General features: G+C 54.5%; 15 protein-coding genes and 2 pseudogenes. 11 read left to right on the top strand and 6 right to left on the bottom strand.

The genetic code is table 11. The features are described 5' to 3' along the window. Window positions 1–361: 361 nt before the first annotated feature. Window positions 362–1,189: pseudogene (locus tag I6L45_RS16985) on the bottom strand (PA0069 family radical SAM protein); the annotation flags it as partial. Between the two features lie 44 nt (window positions 1,190–1,233). On the opposite strand from I6L45_RS16985, the gene I6L45_RS16980 reads away from it, so the two are divergent. After that, the gene (locus I6L45_RS16980; RefSeq protein ID WP_216982708.1) at window positions 1,234–2,808 is read left to right on the top strand and encodes a recombinase family protein; all 1,575 of its coding nucleotides are present in this window, start codon (window positions 1,234–1,236) and stop codon (window positions 2,806–2,808) included. 286 nt (window positions 2,809–3,094) lie between these two features. Further along, a complete protein-coding gene (locus I6L45_RS16975) occupies window positions 3,095–4,921 on the top strand; it encodes a hypothetical protein (protein WP_216982707.1) in 1,827 nt (608 codons plus the stop codon). Window positions 4,922–5,040: 119 nt separating this feature from the next. Here I6L45_RS16975 and I6L45_RS16970 read toward each other — a convergent pair whose 3' ends face one another. From I6L45_RS16970 to I6L45_RS16960, 3 genes and pseudogenes are all read right to left on the bottom strand, one after another. After that, window positions 5,041–5,442, bottom strand: a complete 402-nt coding sequence (locus I6L45_RS16970) for a hypothetical protein (RefSeq protein WP_216982706.1) — start codon at window positions 5,440–5,442, stop codon at window positions 5,041–5,043. Between the two features lie 719 nt (window positions 5,443–6,161). Continuing rightward, window positions 6,162–6,512, bottom strand: coding sequence for a hypothetical protein (locus tag I6L45_RS16965; protein ID WP_125871050.1), 351 nt, complete (start codon window positions 6,510–6,512; stop codon window positions 6,162–6,164). 160 nt (window positions 6,513–6,672) lie between these two features. Further along, window positions 6,673–6,924, bottom strand: a pseudogene (locus I6L45_RS16960) (radical SAM protein); the annotation flags it as partial. A gap of 169 nt (window positions 6,925–7,093) precedes the next feature. On the opposite strand from I6L45_RS16960, the gene I6L45_RS16955 reads away from it, so the two are divergent. Further along, entirely contained in the window at window positions 7,094–7,684 is a 591-nt protein-coding gene (locus tag I6L45_RS16955) for a tetratricopeptide repeat protein (protein ID WP_216982705.1), read from the top strand. Window positions 7,685–7,688: 4 nt separating this feature from the next. Here I6L45_RS16955 and I6L45_RS16950 read toward each other — a convergent pair whose 3' ends face one another. Then, a complete protein-coding gene (locus tag I6L45_RS16950) occupies window positions 7,689–7,901 on the bottom strand; it encodes a hypothetical protein (RefSeq protein ID WP_043760335.1) in 213 nt (70 codons plus the stop codon). Between the two features lie 342 nt (window positions 7,902–8,243). On the opposite strand from I6L45_RS16950, the gene thrS reads away from it, so the two are divergent. The 4 genes from thrS (at window position 8,244) to rplT (ending at window position 11,380) form a co-directional block, all read left to right on the top strand. After that, on the top strand, window positions 8,244–10,172 hold the full coding sequence (thrS, locus tag I6L45_RS16945; RefSeq protein ID WP_216982704.1) for a threonine--tRNA ligase: 1,929 nt from the start codon (window positions 8,244–8,246) through the stop codon (window positions 10,170–10,172). A 21-nt stretch (window positions 10,173–10,193) separates the two neighbouring features. Continuing rightward, window positions 10,194–10,724, top strand: a complete 531-nt coding sequence (gene infC, locus I6L45_RS16940) for a translation initiation factor IF-3 (protein ID WP_185219337.1) — start codon at window positions 10,194–10,196, stop codon at window positions 10,722–10,724. 86 nt (window positions 10,725–10,810) lie between these two features. After that, entirely contained in the window at window positions 10,811–11,008 is a 198-nt protein-coding gene (gene rpmI, locus I6L45_RS16935) for a 50S ribosomal protein L35 (protein WP_005300673.1), read from the top strand. Window positions 11,009–11,023: 15 nt separating this feature from the next. Then, entirely contained in the window at window positions 11,024–11,380 is a 357-nt protein-coding gene (gene rplT / locus I6L45_RS16930) for a 50S ribosomal protein L20 (RefSeq protein ID WP_010674800.1), read from the top strand. 134 nt (window positions 11,381–11,514) lie between these two features. Here the strand turns inward: rplT and I6L45_RS16925 are convergent, their stop codons facing one another. After that, window positions 11,515–12,000: a hypothetical protein gene (locus tag I6L45_RS16925; protein ID WP_043760366.1), complete on the bottom strand. Its 486-nt coding sequence runs from the start codon at window positions 11,998–12,000 to the stop codon at window positions 11,515–11,517. Window positions 12,001–12,642: 642 nt separating this feature from the next. On the opposite strand from I6L45_RS16925, the gene pheS reads away from it, so the two are divergent. The 4 genes from pheS to I6L45_RS16905 are packed head-to-tail and all read left to right on the top strand — an operon-like array spanning window position 12,643 to window position 20,307. Next, window positions 12,643–13,626 carry a phenylalanine--tRNA ligase subunit alpha gene (pheS, locus tag I6L45_RS16920; RefSeq protein WP_134694432.1) on the top strand — a complete coding sequence of 328 codons (984 nt, stop codon included), beginning with the start codon at window positions 12,643–12,645 and terminating at the stop codon, window positions 13,624–13,626. A 12-nt stretch (window positions 13,627–13,638) separates the two neighbouring features. Then, the gene (gene pheT, locus I6L45_RS16915) at window positions 13,639–16,026 is read left to right on the top strand and encodes a phenylalanine--tRNA ligase subunit beta (protein ID WP_216982703.1); all 2,388 of its coding nucleotides are present in this window, start codon (window positions 13,639–13,641) and stop codon (window positions 16,024–16,026) included. 3 nt (window positions 16,027–16,029) lie between these two features. Next, entirely contained in the window at window positions 16,030–16,326 is a 297-nt protein-coding gene (gene ihfA, locus I6L45_RS16910) for an integration host factor subunit alpha (RefSeq protein ID WP_005300715.1), read from the top strand. Window positions 16,327–16,380: 54 nt separating this feature from the next. After that, window positions 16,381–20,307, top strand: a complete 3,927-nt coding sequence (locus I6L45_RS16905) for a transporter substrate-binding domain-containing protein (RefSeq protein WP_216984236.1) — start codon at window positions 16,381–16,383, stop codon at window positions 20,305–20,307.

Genomic DNA, 20,307 nt, shown 5'->3' with positions numbered 1-20,307 from the left:
ACAAGAGAGCGACCTTCAGGTCGCTCTTTTTTTATGCCCGCCGTTGGCTGCCCCAGCCAGGCTGCCGCCAGAGCGGCAACCGAGATGTCATCGGGGCGTCATGCCCCTGTCATGGGGGCAGGGCATCTTGCCTGTGTCGGCGATCACAGCGGCGGCCTCTGCCGCGAAGGAGTATCTTATGACGAGCTGGGTAATGTGGGAGATCTGGTGGAGCAGGATGTGGGGACAGGAGACCGGGAAGAATGTACCCGCCGGGGAAGAGGAGGTTGCGTATGAACCTTCACGCCTGCCGGCGGAGCTGATCGAGCAGGGTAAACCGGTGCGTTCTTATCCATCGAGAGCGCGAGGTTGAGGGCAAGGCTCAAAACAGCCGCAGTTGCTCGCCCGGGCGGATGAAACGATCCAGGTTCAGCTGGATGTGGCGCTTGCCCAGTTGCAGCCGCCTGCTGATGAGGCGAAATCGCTGGGCGAGCAGGTCGGCAAACTGCCCTTCGCCGCGCATGCGGGTGCCGAAGGCGTGGCTGTTGAGGACACCGCCCCGGCTTGCCCGCAGCTGGTTCAATATGGCCTCCTTTTGGCCCGGATAGTACTCATCCAGCCAGTCGCTGAAGAGGGTGGTCAACTCGTGGGGCAGGCGCAGCAGGATGTAATCGGCGCAGCCGGCGCCAGCGGCCACGGCGGCCTTGATGATCTGCTCGAGCTCGGGCTCGTTGAGCCGCGGGATCATGGGGGCGGCCAGCACCCCCACCGGCACGCCCGCCAGCGCCAGTTTCTCGATCACCTTGAGCCGGCCCGCCCCTGTGCTGGCCCTGGGCTCCAGCTGTCGCCGCAGGGTTTCATTCAAGGTAGTGACCGACACCATCACCTGGCAGAGCCCCTCTTGGGCCAGCTCCGTCAGCAGATCGAGGTCGCGCAGGATCATGGCGCTCTTGGTGATGATCCCCACCGGGTGGCGATGGGCCAGCATCACCTCCAGCAGCTGGCGGGTGAGGCGATAGTGGTGTTCGATGGGCTGATAGGGGTCGGTATTGGCCCCGAGGAATATGATTTGGGGTTGGTAGCTCGGCTTGGCAAACTCCCGGCGCAGCAGCTCGCCGGCGTTGAGCTTGGCAAATAGCCGGGTCTCGAAGTCGAGACCCGGAGAGAGCTCGAGGTAGGCGTGGCTCGGTCTGGCATAGCAGTAAATGCAGACGTGCTATGTTAAAGGTTCCATAGTCTTGATCTGTTCAAAAAATGACCAAAAAGTGCTTTCCATACGTTCGTTTCTCATCTACTCGACAAGAAGATGGAAGCACCAGAGAGCGTCAAAACGCCCTTATAGACGCTTTCGTTGCTAAACACGGTCTGACGGTAGACAGAGCATTGGAAGACGCAGGAACGTCCGCCTTTCGCGGTCTCAATGCATCGGCTGATGGTGTGCTTGGCGGTTTTTTGAAACAAGTCAGGGAAGGTGAAATTGAGAAAGGTTCTTATCTGCTTATTGAGAACTTTGACCGACTTTCACGGGATAAAATCGTTCGTAGTAATCAAATATTTACCGATATTCTAAATGCTGGAATAAAAATAGTTATCCTTGATAGGGACAAAATCTTTGATATTAACAATCTTGATATTGGAGATTGGATAACTGCACTTATTGAGTTTGAACGAGCAAACAAAGAAAGTGAAAGGAAAAGTGATTTTTCATCAAAGGCTTGGAATATCAATCGCAATAAAATGCGAAATGGTGAAATCGTAACTAAAAAAGTTCCAAATTGGTTGAGTGTCGAAGATGGTGTTTTTATCGTCGATTTAGATAAGGTTAATAGGATAACCCATCTCTTTAATCTTTCGCTCAAATATGGGCTATTAGAAGCTACTAAAAGATATAATCAAGAGTATGCGGATAAGCTGGCACCGCATCAGGTTCAATATATCCTTGGAAATAGAAAGTTGATTGGTGAGCATCAACCCAAAAAGTTATATTGGGAAGATGGCGGCAAGAGAAGATTAAAAGATGAGGGAAACCCGATTCCAAATTATTACCCAGCAGTTATAGAACAGGAACTGTTCTATAAAGTGCAGGAAATCATTAAAGGCAGGAAGCCATTCACAGGAAACTACAATAAGCAGCAATATAATATTTTTCGCGGCTTAATCTATTGTCGTTGGTGTGGCGGCACCATTAGATATATGAATAAGGGAGAAAGAGATTATTTTATTTGTACGAATAGTATGGGCCATAAATGTATGGCTCCAGGTCAACAGTCTATTCGTGGAAAAAAATTATTTTCGTTGTTTTTCCAGTTTACAGACAAGTTGAATATTCAGTCGCTTATCAATGAGAGTAAAGATTATACAGCAATAAAGACCAATATTCTTAAGGTTGAGAATGACAAGAAGAGAATCCAGAATAGAATTGATGACTTCAAGTCAAGTTTAAAAAAGATGATTCTTGAACAGCAATCAGTTCCTAATTCATTTTACGAAGTTGTAAACGACCTTGAAAATGATTTGGCATCTTTGGAAGAAAAATCAAAAACATTGAATGAAGAATACAAGCAAGCAACTCAGTCATATAACGCATTGCTTGAAGTTGAACACATAGACATTGAGTCAATCATTTACGATAGGTCGGAAGCAGCGATTGAAAAAAGAGTTGCTTACAACTCAACGCTTAAGCATATCTTTAAGGGTATAGCAATTGATTGGTTGGGCGGTATGCTTGTGCTTGAGTTTAAAGACGGCACAGAACGATATTTAAAAGAAGGTCAAAGAGTTCCAGTAGATATTCCAACAGATTTCGATGAAGTGTTAGATATAGAATAATTCCTCGCGTATGCGTATGCGTGCGTTGAAGATATCTATATATAAGATAACAGTAATCAGATAACTAAATGGCCGGCTAAATTAGTCGGCTTTTTTGTGCTCTTGAAAACATTATAATATATGGTAGCTTAATTATATAACCTAAAACTTTTTATAGTTTTATCAACCAGTTGTTCAACTCCCCACACTTTCCATTCTGGAAAGACGCTTCGCTTGAGGGAAGTTCAACTGGTCCCTAGCCGGGAAGGCAGAAGCAGAAGAATATCAACAATTACTAAGAGGACTTATGAATGTAAAAAATACGACTATGATTTGGAAACGATTAAACTTTATCGCACAGAAAACTAGAAGCAATAAAACCGCTGGTATGCGTCAACTCATTGCTTCTCTTTATCACACTCTAAGGATTGTGAAAAAGAAAGAACTTGAGTTCAACGAAGAACTATCCAAACACAATAGAATAATTTATCAAGGGAAAATTATTCCACTTGATAAGTTATCTATTGATGAGCGTATGGCGATTGTAGATGAAATTATTACCTCCATCGAAAATGATATAAGTTCACATGAGAACATCACTACCATTAAAAATGACCGCTCGAAATACGCCAGCAAACTGAAAGGATTGCTTAAGAAAGAAAATGAACCTGACGACCTTAAAACTCTAATCAATACGGTCCTAAATAGCAGCGGCCATATTGATATAGCTGTAATTGATGGCTTAGAGGATATGGGTTTAAAGAGGGTGAATGACAAAAGGTCAGCACTCACAAAGTTTATTGATTTGCATAACCAAGTGGTTGGAGCAGAAAACAACTCATTGCATAAGAATAAAACAGTCATCCAAGAGTCATTCTTCAAGTTCCCTACGAAAAATAACATCAATGAAGTAAAGCCAGACCATTATCTTAATATTATATATAACTTCCATCGCACACATTTGCCTGACTATAAAATAATGACTTGTGTTTTCCACGGAGATGAAACACTAAGTAAAAAAGGGCTAAATAATGGCGTACATCCGCATATATTCATAAATGGGAAAAATAGTAAGACTGGACAGTATGACCTTGTTAATGCTCAGCTTGAACTTGTAAATCAGCATCTAAGAAATACTAATAGACCAGAATTAAAAAATAATTCTTTTAAATCTGCTCAGCAAATAGGAGAGGTATACCAAGAGCTTGTTTATCAGTATGTAAACAAGAAACTTAAAGAATATGGTTATTTAATAGAAGCAACTGTAAGCGAGAAAACATTAGAGCATAAAGAGAAGCTGGCAAAAATTCGACTTGAACAGAATAAGGCAAAAATATCAAGAAGCCATAATCTACTTTCTTTTACTGAAGAAGAAATAGAAAGGGCTGAGGCAGAAAAGAAGAAACTTGAACTTGAAAACAAGCGTAAAGCCGAAGAATTAGAGAACAAGAAGAAAAACTTCAATCAACTTATCAAGAATATAAACGACAATAGCACCAAATTAACAAAACTTAATGGAGATATTGAAAGCAAGGAAAATCGCCTTTCAATACTCAATAATGACTTAACTTTGAAAGAAGACGAACTATCAACTATTAAGAAAGAGATTAAACAAGGGTTGAATAATAAGGCTAAATTATCTACCCAGAATGAAAGATTAAATAGAGATATTGAGCAGAAGAACAAGCAGCATAAGAAAACGATTGAGAAGCACGATAAGGAACTCGAAAATCTTAATAAGAAGATAGCCCAAGCGAATTATCAATATACTGAAATCGTATCCAAGTTGAACGATAGTTTAGACAGGTTATCTTTGTCCATCACTGATTTATCTATCGTTAGGCACGATAGTCATTCCTCAGTTTCACATAAAAGAAAAACTGAAAATAAGTTCAAGTCTGACATATATGATATTTATTCGAGACTTACGCCGGATGCGAGAAAAGTCATCAAGGAAGATATAAAAAATGACTTACAGAAGGCTGGGCTTGATACTAAGTTGGCGGATTTAAGTTTTACGGATAAAACCAAGTTAGTGCTGGGAGATGTGTTTCTAAACAAAGAACAAGTAGGGCTTGATAATGTAGAAATTGAAGAAATCAAAGAAAGAAGAAAACTATTAAAGCCATACTAATACTTGACTAAATAATGGTTTTAGAAATAAAGAGCCTTTAAGGTTCTTTTTTTGTTGAGCAATTCTAGGTTAAGAGATATATCTCGGAAGTTAATATCATCACCCAGAAAAAAACACCGTTAGGTGCTTTCTCTTAATTCCTGCTTTAATTTGGCTTTTAATTCTATAGCATCTTTGTCTATTTGTGCTTTAGCCGTAGTCCATTGTTCAATATACATTTCCTGATGGCGTTCAACTAATGACAAAACCAAATCATCTAAATTGGCTTGTTTTGCTTTATTTCCAGCCTCGGCAAATGAACCAATTAAGTAATTATTGCTAATTGATTTACCTTCAGTGAATCCAGCGATTAATTTCTTTGCCAGACTTGAAGTTAATTTGAACGCTGGATACTCCAACATTTCAATCATTTTGACAAAATCAATTAAGAATAACGCTTTTTGTTTTCTCTTATATCCGCTGATTTGTCCACCAATCCAACCCTTTACTTCTGCTTGATTTTTAAGATTTGATTTCTCCATAATTTTCTCCGTTGTTAGTTATAACATAACACCCAATAAACTATTGTCAAGGGTTCGGAGATATATCCTTTAAGCCAAGGTTGTTGGATAAAAAAAAGAGCCTTCAAGGCTCTTTCGATTTAATTATCAGCGTAATACTTTATTTGCTGTTATTTATTATCCAGTTGCTTTATCTATATTTGACTTATTTTAAACTTGTAGTATATTAAAAAGAGGTGAAGCCCTAATGCGATTAACATTAAGGCTTCGGGTTGAATACTGATAGCGGCAGATTCAACATATTTTAGTTATATCATATTCTAATAACTTGTCAAATATAAAACCTGCCGAAATATCCATATCCTAATAATAAATTTCAGTGTTTAACTCTCTTGCAATGTAGGAAATTCAAGCGATTGTTTCGTTGCATAGAGCTAAGTAAGCACCCTACTCTTAATTTATTATTAGTAGGTAAAACGGGGATACTGCAAATGCTTACGACCTACCAGCCATATAGTGATATATGTTGAACAAGGTGCAGTTAAGGCGTTGATATAGCCGACATAGTGTTCAAAGTTTAGAATGAGTATCACATATCTAAACCCCGAGCTATTAAGTTCAGGTAAGGCTCCAACTGATTTAGTTTATTAAGTCAGGAAGACCAGCTTTGCCCGAGCTTTTAGACTGGAAGGATAAAAGCGAAAGGCAAGGCTGGAATTAAGTGTTTTATAAATTAATAATTAATACAATAACCTTTCTTTTAGATTAGATATCTTATCATTTAAAAAGTTATGGAAATGACTCGAAATTAATTCTCTGCTTAGTAAATACGGAGCTAAGAGTTCTATTCTTGTTATAATTTCGGCCGCATCTGGTTTTTTATCTTCATTTATTAAGCGGCTGATTTTTTCTAAAGCAATTTGCAATGAACATTCTTCGGAGTTTCGTTGGGAATCCCAACAGCAATCAATATATTCCTCAAATTCACCGCCAGGCTCTAACTCTTTAAGCGTTGCTGATACTCTATAGTCGTGCTTTAAAGTTATAAACACAGCTTCAATGAGCGACTGCTTTCCCTTCGCAGTGTCCATAATAAACTCCGCATCTTAATACTGAGCTAAATATTATAGGTAACTAATCTGTAAAAAAGTTCAATGAAGTATTTTAGACGATACGAGCGTACCAGCCTACCCGCTTCCCTTTGTTTTATCTAGCCTTGTAAAACTGGTTGAAAATCACTCAATTTACGATGGAACGTTTTGCAGAGCACATCCAGCCGTGTTCGCACCCTTGATAGGGATTGATGGAGCGGCCGAAGGGGACGTCCGGCGAGCTGTTGTAGCTGATGATGCTGCGGGCGGTGATTTCTTTCACCTCGGTACGGGGAACGCCCGCTTCAAACGCAGCCTCCCACTCGGTAGATGACCAGCCATCATCGACGGCGTCGATCTGCGGGCCGCTGAAGCGGTGCTCGATATTGTGGCTGCTGCCTCGTCCTGCCATCTCATTCCTCAGGCTGCTGTATATCCATACAGTTATTTTGCAGAGAGGAAAGTCAAACTGCAAGTCCGCCAGGCCAGGGCAAAGAAGTAACGTCAGGGCATCTCCTGCTTGATCTGCTGCTACATTTCGTTTACATAGACGAAATGCGAACTGGATCACGGAAATCCCTATGAAACCCACTACCTCCCGCTGGCTTTTCATCGCCATCCTCGCCCTGGTCATCTGGCGTCTGATCCCGCTCTCCACCGAACAGGAGATGGCGGCGGCCAACCGTGCCTGGCGGACAGGGCACTTCGATGAAGCGACCCGGATCTGGTCGCCTCTGGCGGATGAGGGCCAGCCAAGGGCCCAGGCGTTGATGGGCTGGAGCCATGAAGTGGGGCAGGGGAGCGAGCAGGACATTGGCCGCGCTATCGCACTCTATCGTCAGTCAGCCGAGGCGGGGGATGCCTTCGGTCAATACCGGCTGGCGGAGGTCTATCTGCGGGGCGTCGGGGTGACGCGGGATCTGCGCGAGGCGTTTCGCTGGATGGAGCTGGCTGCCAGGAACGGCGATGTGCCCGCCATGCTGAAGGTAGGGATGCTGCACCTGATGGGGGTCAATGGCCGTGTCGACATGGCCGAGGCGAAACAGTGGCTCTATCAGGCCTCGCAAAAGGGCAACAAGATGGCACTCCAGGTGTTGCAGGAGCTGGCGCTGGCCGAGGAGGGGCGCAGCGCCTTCGATTTCAACGGCAGCTCTCTGTTGAGCGCCGGCTAGCGAATCAGCGGCTGGCGGTGACCTTGCCCGGGGTCACGTCGGTGACATAGAGGGTACTGCGTTCGGCGCTGTGCACTATGCTGCATACCTCGCGCTTGCTGCCATCGCTCAGGATCACCAGCTCCCCGATATGCACGGGACAGTGTGTCGTCAGCAGGTGGTCCGGGTGGATGATCTTCTCCGCATGCTCCGGAAACGAAATGTCATAGGTGTACATCATGCTCTCCTTGCTTGGGCTGTCGCCTCACTGGAAACCTAGCACAGCGGGTGGTTTCTCGGGGTGGCGTGCCAGCCCCGGTGCCCTCCGGTGATTCGGTCCGGCCTGTTTCCATGGTATGCAAAATCGCCAAGACAACTTGTCTGAGTTGTCGCGTCTGATACAATCCTTCGCTGTACCTGTCAATTGCAAGCCATGCACAGCCTTCAGAGTGTGTACCACGGTGTGTAGCAACCGCATTGTGAGCGGTGAAACATTCACGTGAACAGCTTGAAATTCAAGGACATTTTTCATTCACATGTGCCCTTTGGTAGGGGGCACCACTGTCTAAGGAAACACCGAATGCCAATCATTACTCTGCCTGACGGCAGCCAACGTCAATTCCCCCACGCCGTTTCCGTCATGGACGTCGCCGCAGACATCGGTCCCGGCCTCGCCAAGGCGTGCATTGCCGGCCGGGTGAACGGTGAACTGGTGGATGCTTGCGAGCTGATCGAAGCCGATGCCTCCCTGGCCATCATCACCGCCAAAGACGAAGACGGTCTGGATATCCTGCGCCACTCCTGTGCCCACCTGTTGGGTCATGCCATCAAGCAGCTCTGGCCCCAGACCAAGATGGCCATCGGTCCCGTCATCGACAACGGTTTCTATTACGACGTCGATCTCGACCGCACCCTGACCGAGGAAGATCTGGCCGCCCTGGAAGAGCGCATGCTGACGCTGGCCGCCAAGGATTACGACGTCGTCAAGAAGAAGGTCTCCTGGCAGGAAGCGCGCGACGTGTTCGCAGCCCGCGGCGAGACCTACAAGGTCGAGATCCTGGATCAGAACATTGCCCGTGATGATCAGCCCGGTCTCTATCATCACGAAGAGTACATCGACATGTGCCGTGGCCCTCACGTGCCCAACATGCGTCACTGCCATCACTTCAAGCTGCAGAAGATGTCCGGCGCCTACTGGCGCGGTGACTCCAACAACAAGATGTTGCAGCGCATCTACGGCACCGCCTGGGCCGACAAGAAGCAGCTGAAGGCCTATCTGCAGCGCCTCGAAGAGGCCGCCAAGCGCGACCACCGCAAGATCGGTAAGCAACTCGACCTGTACCACATGCAGGAAGAAGCGCCGGGCATGGTGTTCTGGCACAACGACGGATGGACCATCTTCCGCGAGCTGGAGACCTTCATTCGCGGCAAGCTCAAAGAGTACGACTATCAGGAAGTGAAGGGTCCCTTCATGATGGATCGCGTGCTGTGGGAGCGTTCAGGTCACTGGGAGAAATACGCCCAGGCCATGTTCACCACCCAGTCCGAGAACCGCGAGTACGCCATCAAGCCGATGAACTGCCCGGGCCACGTGCAGATCTTCAACCAGGGCCTGAAATCCTACCGCGATCTGCCGCTGCGCATGGCCGAGTTCGGCTCCTGCCACCGCAACGAGCCGTCCGGTTCCCTGCACGGCCTGATGCGGGTACGGGGCTTCACCCAGGATGATGCCCACATCTTCTGTACCGAAGAGCAGATCATGGAAGAGGTGTCTGCGTGCATCCGCATGGTCTACGACGTCTACGGCACCTTCGGCTTCGAGAACATCGTGGTCAAGCTCTCCACCCGTCCGGAGCAGCGCATCGGCTCCGACGAGGCCTGGGATCGCGCCGAGGCTGCCCTGGCCGAAGCGCTGGAGCTGAACGGTCTGAAGTTCGACCTGCAGCCGGGCGAGGGGGCCTTCTACGGTCCGAAGATCGAGTTCACCCTGCACGATTGCCTTGATCGTGCCTGGCAGTGTGGTACCGTGCAGCTCGACTTTGCCCTGCCGGGCCGTCTGGGGGCCACTTATGTGGGCGAAGACAACGAGCGCCACGTGCCCGTGATGATCCACCGTGCCATTCTGGGCTCGCTGGAGCGTTTCATCGGGATCCTGACCGAAGAGTACGCCGGACTGTTCCCGACCTGGTTGGCACCTACCCAGGCCGTGGTCATGAATATTACCGACAATCAGGCCGATTATGCGGTGAAAGTAGCCAAAGCATTGAATGATGCGGGCCTTCGCGCAAAAGCGGACTTGAGAAATGAGAAGATTGGCTTTAAAATCCGCGAGCATACTTTGAAGCGGGTACCTTTTATGCTGGTCTGCGGCGATAAAGAAGTAGAAGCCGGCAAGATTGCAGTACGTACCCGTAAAGGGGCTGACCTGGGCTCTTATCCTGTTGAAGAGCTGATTGCTCTGTTGACCCAGGAAGTTCAGACCCGCGGACAAAAGAAAGTGGAGGAATAAGCTATAAAAGGCGGAAAAAAACTGGGCAAGCAACCGCAAGCCCGCGCTCACCGGATCAATGAAGAGATCCGTCTGAAAGAAGTTCGTCTGACTGGCCTGGATGGTGAAGCCATTGGCATCACCTCCATCCAGGATGCTCTGAACTTGGCCCTTGAGGCCGGAGTGGATCTGGTCGAGATCAGTCCGAACGCTGAGCCGCCCGTTTGCCGGATCATGGATTACGGCAAATTCCTCTACGAAAAGAGCAAAACCACCAAAGAACAGAAGAAGAAGCAGAAAGTCGTCCAGGTCAAGGAAATCAAATTCCGTCCTGGCACCGACGAAGGCGACTATCAGGTAAAACTACGCAACCTGGTTCGCTTTCTGGAAGACGGGGACAAGGCGAAGGTCACCCTGCGCTTCCGTGGTCGTGAAATGGCCCACCAGGATCTTGGTATCAAGGTTCTCGAGCGCGTCAAGAACGATCTGGAAGAGCTGGCCGTAGTCGAATCGTTCCCGAAAGTCGAAGGCCGTCAAGCTGTGATGGTCCTCGCACCCAAGAAGAAATCTTAAGGCCCACAAGAAATTGACTCATGGGGCTTGCTCCATGAGTCGGTTCGCCTTGCGATTTTGTTGTCACTCACAATGCGGAGTATGAAATGCCGAAGATGAAAACCAACCGGGGCGCCGCAAAGCGCTTCAAGAAGACTGGCTCAGGTCGCTTCAAGTGCAAGCACAACCACCTGCGTCACATCCTGACCAAGAAGAGCAGTAAGCGTAAGCGTCAGCTGGGACCGAAGTTCTTTGTTTCCGCTGCCGACCACAAACGTGTTGTCGCTTGTCTGCCGTACGCATAAGGGGGGATGTGAAAAATGCCAAGAGTTAAACGTGGTGTGACCGCTCGCGCTCGTCACAAGAAAGTAATGAAAGCCGCCAAGGGTTACTACGGCGCCCGTTCCCGTGTCTACCGCGTAGCGGTACAAGCGGTAACCAAAGCTGGTCAGTATGCCTACCGTGACCGTCGCCAGAAGAAGCGTCAGTTCCGTCAACTGTGGATTGCGCGTATCAACGCTGCAGCCCGTCAGAACGGTCTGTCCTACAGCCGTCTGATCGACGGTCTGAAGAAGGCTTCCATCGAGATCGATCGCAAGATCCTCTCCGATATCGCCGTTCACGACAAGCTGGCTTTCACCGCCCTGGTTGAAAAGGCCAAAGCAGCTCTGGTTTAATCCGGTTCTGTTTTATAGATGATAAAAGGAGGCTCAGGCCTCCTTTTTTGTATCTGTAATTTACGGTTTGAACTCGCTTTCTCTTTTTCGTGTCTGTGCTTTTATGGCCATGCTCATCGAATGTTAAGCGGTGCTCAGGGTGTGGGCGGGGCAGGGAATTGCACGAAGGGCCCCTCTGGCATTTGCTCCGGCGTCAGGTAGGCGGGGGCCGGAGCGCCTGCAGCCCCCAGATGCTTGGTGAAGCGGTAGATGGCGCGAAGGTCGTCCTCCGACATATCCCTGAGCGCAAACCACGGCATGGGCGGCCGGTATTGCCGGGTCTTTGCCTGGGCCAGCCACTGCTCTTCGCTGATCGTCTGCATGTAGCGGCGCAGATTGCTCGGGTAGGTGGTGCCCCAGGGGCCTCGCCAGCCAAGGCTGTCGCCTGTCAGCCACTCCTGCTCGGGCACGGCCCCTCCGCTCTGTGCATAGCCGGGGGTATGACAATCGTTGCAGCCCGATATCTTGAGCAGATAACGGCCGCGATCATGCATGAGGTCTTCGCTGCTGGCACTCAATGGGCCGGTGAACAATGCGGTGATCAGGGTGATCCCGATCATTCCTGTGGTAGCACTTTTCATACTGATCCCTGTCGATGGCTGCGCGGCATCATGCCGCTCCAGACCTAAAAGTAAGGGTGATGCCGCCTATTCCCGCAAGGAAGGGGGAGTGGGGGGATTGTCAGGCGACTAACTGGCTGCTCTCTTGGACCATCGAACTCTGGTGGCGCCGCCATGGCCAGCTACTGAAAGCAGGGGGGTTATGCACAAGAAGCACCTCAGCGATGCTATTTGCCCGGGTTCATAGGCACATCCACCTCCTGCCGCATGAGAGAAAGTGCCCGATAATTGCTCCCCAAGCGCCGTCGCGAAGCCCTGGCGCACTCTCGATTGGCTCATTACTCGTTGATATGCATCTTGCTGATTTGATGGGCATATTAGGTCGAATACATCCTCCTTTTTGTTGCCCGTAGTGGATGGTGCGGCGGGGGATCAGGCTTCACAGGTCCTGCTATTAGCTCCATATGCCAACAAACTAGATTAAATCTCCATTATTTCAGACGAGTGGGGAAGCACTTGGGGCTCGCTTGATATAACAAAATGATTTGCAGGGAGAAAAGGGCACCTTAACTATGGTCAGTGAAGGGGCTTTTTTTGTATTATTCCCCTCTTGACCTTATTTAGCCTAAAGGCTCCTGTACCGGGAGTGGTGACGAGGAAGACATGCAACAGCTTGAAGAAGTAGTCGGCCAGGCCAAGGCCGAGATTGAGGGCGTAAGCGACATCGCCGCCCTCGACGAGATCCGGGTCAAATATCTGGGTAAAAAGGGCTTTTTTACCGAGCAGATGAAGGGCCTGGGCGCCCTGTCCGCTGAAGAGCGTCCGGCCGCCGGCGCCGTGATCAACCAGGCCAAACAGCAGGTTCAGGATGCCCTGAACGATCGTCGTGAAGCCCTCGAAGTCGCCGTGCTGAACCAGAAACTGGCCGCCGAGACCATCGACGTCAGCCTGCCGGGCCGCCGTATCGAGAATGGCGGTCTGCACCCGGTGACCCGCACTATCGAGCGCATCGAGCGCCTGTTTGGCGAGATGGGCTTCAAGGTTGCCCGTGGTCCCGAGATTGAAGACGGCTTCCACAACTTCGATGCGCTGAACATCCCGGCTCATCACCCGGCGCGTACCGATCACGACACCTTCTACTTCAATCCCGATCTGATGCTGCGCACCCACACCTCGGGCGTGCAGATCCGCACCATGGAACATCAGCAGCCGCCGATCCGCATCATCGCGCCGGGCCGCGTCTATCGTAACGACTACGACATGACCCACACCCCGATGTTCCACCAGGTCGAAGGCCTGCTGGTTGACGAGCATGCCAGCTTCACCGAGCTCAAGGGCATACTGCACGACTTCCTGCGCAACTACTTCGAGGAAGATTTGACCATTCGCTTCCGTCCTTCCTACTTCCCGTTCACCGAGCCGAGCGCCGAAGTGGACGTGATGGGCAAGAACGGCAAGTGGCTGGAAGTGCTGGGTTGCGGCATGGTGCATCCGAACGTGCTGCGTTCGGTCGGCATCGATCCGGAAAAATACTCCGGCTTTGCCTTCGGCATGGGCGTTGAGCGCCTGACCATGCTGCGTTACGGGGTCAACGACCTGCGTGCCTTCTTCGAAAACGACCTGCGCTTCCTCAAGCAGTTCAAGTAAGGGCGAGAGAACATGAAATTCAGTAAATCCTGGGTGATGGAGTGGGTCCGCACCGAGTTGAGTGACAACGCACTGGCCGAGCAGATCACCATGGCTGGTCTGGAAGTGGACGCCGTGGAAGCGGTGGCCGGCCAGTTCAACAATGTGGTGGTGGGTGAAGTGGTCGAGTGCGCCCAGCATCCGGACGCCGACAAGCTGCGGGTGACCAAGGTCAACGTGGGCGAGGCCGAGCTGCTTGACATCGTCTGCGGCGCGCCGAACTGCCGCCAGGGCCTCAAAGTCTGCGTGGCCAAGGTCGGGGCGACCCTGCCGGGTGATTTCACCATCAAGAAGGCCAAGCTGCGTGGCCAGCCGTCCCATGGCATGCTCTGCTCCTTCAGCGAGCTGGGCATCGACGTCGAGGCCGATGGCATCATCGAGCTGCCGCTTGACGCCCCCATCGGCACCGATATCCGCGACTACCTCGCGCTCAACGACGTCAGCATCGACGTTGATCTGACTCCGAACCGTGCCGACTGTCTCGGCATCGCGGGTCTGGCCCGTGAAATCGGCGTGCTCAACAGCGTGGACGTGGTCGAGCCGACCTGGACCCCTGCTGCTGCCACCATCGACGCTACCTTCCCGATCCGGGTCGAAGCGCCGGCAGACTGCCCCCGTTATCTGGGGCGCGTCATCAAGGGGCTGAACCTGCACGCCCAGAGCCCGCTCTGGATGCAGGAGAAGCTGCGCCGTGGCGGCATTCGCTCCATCGACGCCATCGTCGACATCACCAACTATCTGCTGCTGGAATACGGTCAGCCGATGCACGCCTTCGACTTGGCCAAGTTGGAAGGGGAACTGGTGGTGCGTCGCGCCAAGGCCGACGAGCCCATGACCCTGCTCGATGGCAACGACGTGAAGCTCAAAGAGACCACGCTCGTGATTGCCGATGCCAAGGGCCCTGCCTGCATGGCCGGCATCTTCGGCGGCGATCGCACCGGTGTGTCCGAGACCACGACCGACATCCTGCTGGAGTGCGCCTTCTTCGCGCCGCTCTCCATCACCGGCCGTGCCCGTGCCTACGGTTTGCACACCGACTCCTCCCACCGCTTCGAGCGCGGGGTGGATCCGGAGCTGCAGGACAAGGTGATGGATCGCGCCACCCGTCTGCTGCTTGATATCTGTGGCGGTGAAGCAGGTCCGGTCATCGAGGTCAAATCCGATGCCCATCTGCCGAAGGCTGCCCCCATCAAGCTGCGCCGCACCAAGCTCGACAAGGTGATCGGCATCAGCGTGGCGGATGCGCAGGTGGTCGAGATCCTGACTCGCCTCGGCATGCAGGTGACCGTGGACGCCGACGGTTGGACCGCGCTGGCCCCCTCCTGGCGCTTTGACATCGCCATCGAGGAAGATCTCATCGAGGAAGTGGCCCGCATCTACGGCTACAACAACATCCCGAACCTGAAACCCGCCGCCTCCCTGGCCATGGTGGAGCAGGCAGAAGGGCAGGTGACCCTGAAGCGGGTGCGCGACCTGCTGGTCGACAGAGGCTTCCAGGAAGCGATCACCTACAGCTTCGTGGATCCCAAGGCTCAGCAGACCCTGTTCCCGCAGAGCGACGCCATCGTGCTGCCAAACCCCATCTCCGTCGAGATGTCCGCCATGCGCGTGTCGCTCTTCCCGGGTCTGGTGCAGGCGGTCGTCTACAACCAGAACCGTCAGCAGCCGCGTGTGCGCTTGTTCGAGCAGGGCCTGCGTTTCATCAAGGACGCGAGCGCCGAGAACGGCATCCGTCAGGAGCCCATGCTGGCCGGCATCATCACCGGCAACCAGGGCGACGAGCACTGGGACGTCAAGGCGCGCGCCGTCGACTTCTTCGATTTGAAGGGCGATCTGGAAGCCGTGCTGGACCTGACCGCCGAAGGCGCCACCTTCACCTTCGAGCGTGCCGAGCACAGCGCCCTGCATCCGGGCCAGAGCGCGGCCATCCTGCGCAATGGTGCCGTCATCGGCCACATCGGCGTGATCCACCCGAGCCTCGAGAAGAAGCTGGGGCTCAAGACTCGCGCCGTCATGTTCGAGCTGGAGCTGGACAAGCTGACGCCGGCCAAGGTGCCGGTTGCGGCCGAAGTGTCCCGCTTCCCGGCCAACCGTCGCGACATCGCCGTGGTGGTTGACAGACAGATCCTGGCTGGCGACGTTCTGGCAGTAATTAAAAAAGTTGGCGGAAATCAGTTAGTTGGAATAAACTTGTTCGACGTATACCAGGGTGCTGGTATGGCAGAGGACAAGAAGAGTCTGGCCATCAGCCTGGTGTTGCAAGACACCCAGCGCACCCTGGAGGAGAAAGAGATCGCCGAGACCGTAGACAATGTCGTGCGGGCCCTTGGTGAAGAGTTGAATGCATCCTTGAGGGATTGATCTATGGCGCTTACCAAAGCCGACATTGCAGAGCACCTGTTCACCCAGCTCGGGATGAGCAAGCGTGAAGCCAAAGATATGGTGGAAGCCTTCTTTGAGGAGATCCGACAAGCGCTCGAACGTGGCGAACAGGTCAAGATTTCAGGCTTCGGTAACTTCGATCTTCGCGAGAAGAACCAGCGTCCCGGACGCAACCCCAAGACGGGCGAGGATATTCCCATCAGCGCCCGCCGCGTGGTGACCTTCCGGCCCGGCCAGAAGCTCAAGGCCAGGGTAGAAAATGTTGAACCCAACGAGTGATAAAAAGCCAGGCAATAGCCTGGCTTTTCCGTTTCGATGATAAGAATTCTGCTCCTGTCCGGTGCGCTGCTGGCCCTGCCGCTGCGAGCCGCCATGCTTCCCCTGTCACCCGGGGCCCAGGCCTATGCTGATGCGCTCACCGGGCTGACCTTCTGTTACCCCGCCCTGCAGCGCCCTCCCTATCTGGAAGAGCAGGGGGGGCTGCTCATCGATCAGGTGACGCGCCTGGCCCAGCAACTGCCGGTGCCGCTGCGTTTCGAGACCTTGCCCAACTGGGCGGCCACCTTGCAGGGCCTGCAGGACGGTCGCTGCGATCTCATCCCCCATGTGAGCCCTTTCCTGCAGACGCCGCCCGGCATGGCGCTGAGCCGGGCCATGCTGGAGGCGGAGTCCGCCATCCTCTATCGCGGCGAACTCGACGAAGCCCGGTTTCTGGTCTCGCCCATCTGGCGGGCACAGGGGATCCTGACGCGGCTCTATCCTCGCGCCTCCCAGCTGCCCCTGACCGAGGCGGAAAACTGGTACGGCGCCCTCATTGCGGGGCGAGGCAGCGCCTATCTCGGGGACTACCTGCAGCTGCGTTACCTGATGCGGGAGTACCCGGACGAAGGGCTGCGCCTGCGTCGTCTGCGCAGCGACGATCTGGTGCTCAGCTACCGGTTGATGATGCGGGACAGGCCCGAGCTGCGCGAGTTGGTGGACAAGGCGATCCGCTTCCTGCCGCCGGGCAGCCTCTATCGGGATCTGGGGCGCTACCTGCCCCAGAGCGATCAGGACGTGAACCCCCTGCACTTCACCGACAAGGAGCAGGCCTGGCTCGTGGGCAAGGCCCACACCATCAAGGTGGTGGCGGATCCCGGCTTCATGCCCTACAGCGGCGTCAGCGAGCAGGGGGATTTAACGGGCTGGAGTGCAGACGTCTTGCGGGAAGTGGGCCGGCAGACGGGGCTGCATTTCGAGCTGGTGCCCGCCGCGAGCAGGGAGGAGGCCCTGGCCAAGCTGCGCAGCGGAGAGGCTACCATGATGGCCGGTCTGCTGGAGTCGCCGGCGCTGGGAGCGGAGTTTGACTTCACCCGGGTGGTGGCGACCAGCCGCTATGCCCTGGTCAGCCGCAAGCTGGGGGCGCCGCACTCCCTGGCCGAGGTCAGCGGCAAGGTGGTGGTCCCCCGGATGCTCTATGACACCGGGCTGCTCGCCCGCTTCGGCCACCATGAGTGGGAGGTGGCCGACAACCTGCTTGAGGGGCTGGCGGCGGTGCAGCGCGGCGATGCCGAGGCCATGCTGGCCGAGCTCTACCAGCTGCAGTATCCGCTTCGCAACAATCAGCTGGGCGAGCTGACCGTCACCGAGCTGCCGGAGCGCTTCGGCCTGGGCTTTGCCATCCGCCCCGGGCAGACCAGGCTGGCTGGCGTGCTGGAGCAGAGCCTGATGGCCATCACGGATCGCCAGGTGGACGATCTGGTACAGCGCTGGCGCCGCCTGGTCCTGAACCAGCAGGAGGGGGTCAGCTATGGCTTTTGGCTCGGCTCCGTCCTGCTGGCCCTGCTGATCAGCATGGCGGTGATCTGGCTGATCTGGCGATCCCGCCAGCAGCTGGCCCAGGAGGCCCGTGAGCGCCAAAAGGCGGAGCAGGCCCTGGCGCTGGAGAGCCAGTTTCGGGAATCCCTCTTCCAGGCGTTGCCGGTTCCCGTCTTCTTGCGTGACGACAAGGGGGAGGTGATCAAGCGCAACACGCGGGCCAAGCGGATGGAGGCCCGTTACGCCGCCGATCTCGTGCTGCCTGCCCCCCAGTTGCAGGGGGCGGAGGGGGAGCTGGCGCTGGGTGATCAGGTCTACTCCTATGCCCAGATCCCGCTGCGCCTGGGGCCCCAGGCGCCGGCCGGGGATCTTATCGCCCTCTCCGACATCAGCGCCTTGCGCGAGCGCACCCGGCTGCTGCGCCAGGCGGAGCGGCGCCTGCGGGCCCTGACCAACACGGTGCCCGGCGTGGTGCTGCAATTTACCCTGCAGAGTGGTGCCATCAGCCGGGTGGAGTTTGTGAGCCGTGGCAGCCACGAGCTGCTGGGGCTGGCCAGCCAGCAGATCCGCGTCAATCCCAACGAGGCGCTCACCCGCATCTCCCGCCAGGACAGGCGCGAGATGCGCGCCCCCATGCTGACCATGCTGCAGGCGGGGCGGCCCTTCTCCCATCTGTTGCGCTACCAGCATCCCGCCAAGGGCACGCGATGGCTGCAGTTCTCCGGCAGGGGACGGCGTCAGGGCGCGGGGTGGCGCGTCTACGGGGTGGTGCAGGATGCGACCGGCAGGGTGGAGCAGGAGCACAAGCTGCAGCTCTCCCATGAGCAGGCCCAGCAGGCGGTGCTGGCGAAGGGGCGCTTCCTCGCCGCCGTGAGTCACGAGATCCGCACCCCCATGAATGCCATGCTGGGGCTGCTGGAGTGGCTGGATCAGACCGCGCTCAATGCCGAGCAGGCCTCGGTGCTGGCACACGTCAGGCAGGCGGGCAACGAACTGCTGAGCCTGCTCAACGACGTGCTCGACTTCAGCCGCAACGAGACGAGCGGGCTCAGGCTCTCCGCGCAGCCCACCGATCTGGTGGAGCTGTGCGAGCACGTGGCGGCGGTGCACTGGTCCAAGGCGCGCTCCCGGCATCTGCAGCTGCGCCTCGAGCTGGATCCGGCGCTGCCCGCCCTGATGGAGCTCGATCCCCACAGGGTGCAGCAGGTGCTGCACAACCTGCTCTCCAACGCCATCAAGTTCAGCGAGCGGGGGGAGGTGGTGCTCTGGGCACGCCGGCAGGGGGAGTGGATCCGGTGCGGTGTGGACGATCAGGGGCCCGGCATCAGTGCCGAGTTGCTGCCCCGCCTGTTCCAGCCCTTCGAGCAGGGGGAGGAGCCGGGCCAGCTCAGGGCTCAGGGCACGGGACTGGGACTTGCCATCTGTCGCCAGCTGATGGAGCAGATGGGGGGCTGGATCCGGGTCGAGCCCGTGACCACCGGCGGCAGTCGCTTCGTCTGTTCCTTGCCCCTCAGGCCTGCGCAGGAGAAGGCGCCCTGGCAGCCCAGGGTCAAGCAGCTGTCCCTGCAACTGCCTGCGCAAGAGCTGGCGTATATCCGGGCCTGGCTCGCCGCGTTTGGCATCACGGAGGATGCCTCTGCGCCCGTCCTTGGCGCGTTTGAGGACGAGCAGGGATTGCGTGCCTGGTCATGGCAGGGAGAGCCCTGGATCCCGGGCTCTGTGATCAGCCTGCTGCAGCCCCGTCTTGCCCAGGAGGGGGAGGAGATAGCGGATCTGCCGGGCGCCGGCATGCGGGTGCTTCTGGTGGAAGATCACGAGGTGAACCGGGTGCTGATCAGCATGCAACTCGGTCAGCTGGGGGCCCGGGTGCTGAGCGCCGCCAATGGCCGCCTTGCCCTCGACATCCTGCGCTCCGAGACGGTGGATCTGGTGCTGACCGATCTGCAGATGCCGGTGATGGACGGCGCCGAGCTGTGTCGGCAGCTGCGCGCCGATGCGCGCTGGCAGCAGCTGCCTGTGTATGTGATCACCGCCGATCTCAGTGAGCAGGCTGCGCAGCGGCTGGCCGAGTGCGGCTGTCAGGGGCGGTTGGACAAGCCCGTCCTCCTGAAGGAGCTGGCCACCTTGCTGCGTACCGTGTCCGGTCGCAACGGCGGGGGGACGGCGCAGTCGCCTGCGACCGCGGCCATGGCCCTGTCGCCGCTGCTGAGTCCGCCCCTCATCGCGCTGTATCTGACCTCGGTTCGCCAGGAACTTGCGGACATTGAGCACTACGTCACACAAGGGGACCAGGCCGCCCTCGATACGGCTTTACACAAGATGAAGGGGGCCGCCAAAATGGTGGGGGCCAACCCGCTGGTCCAGGTGATCGACCGTTGGCAGGAGGCCCCCGGACACCCCCTTGCAGCAGAGTTGCGACTGACCGTGGAAGAGGTCTGCCGGCAACTGGGTGAGAGAGCATGA

Source organism: Aeromonas sp. FDAARGOS 1415, assembly GCF_019048365.1.
In the GTDB taxonomy this organism is placed as follows: domain Bacteria; phylum Pseudomonadota; class Gammaproteobacteria; order Enterobacterales; family Aeromonadaceae; genus Aeromonas; species Aeromonas taiwanensis.
Note: the sequence above shows the minus strand (reverse complement) of the source record. Positions and strands in the feature narration are given on the sequence as shown.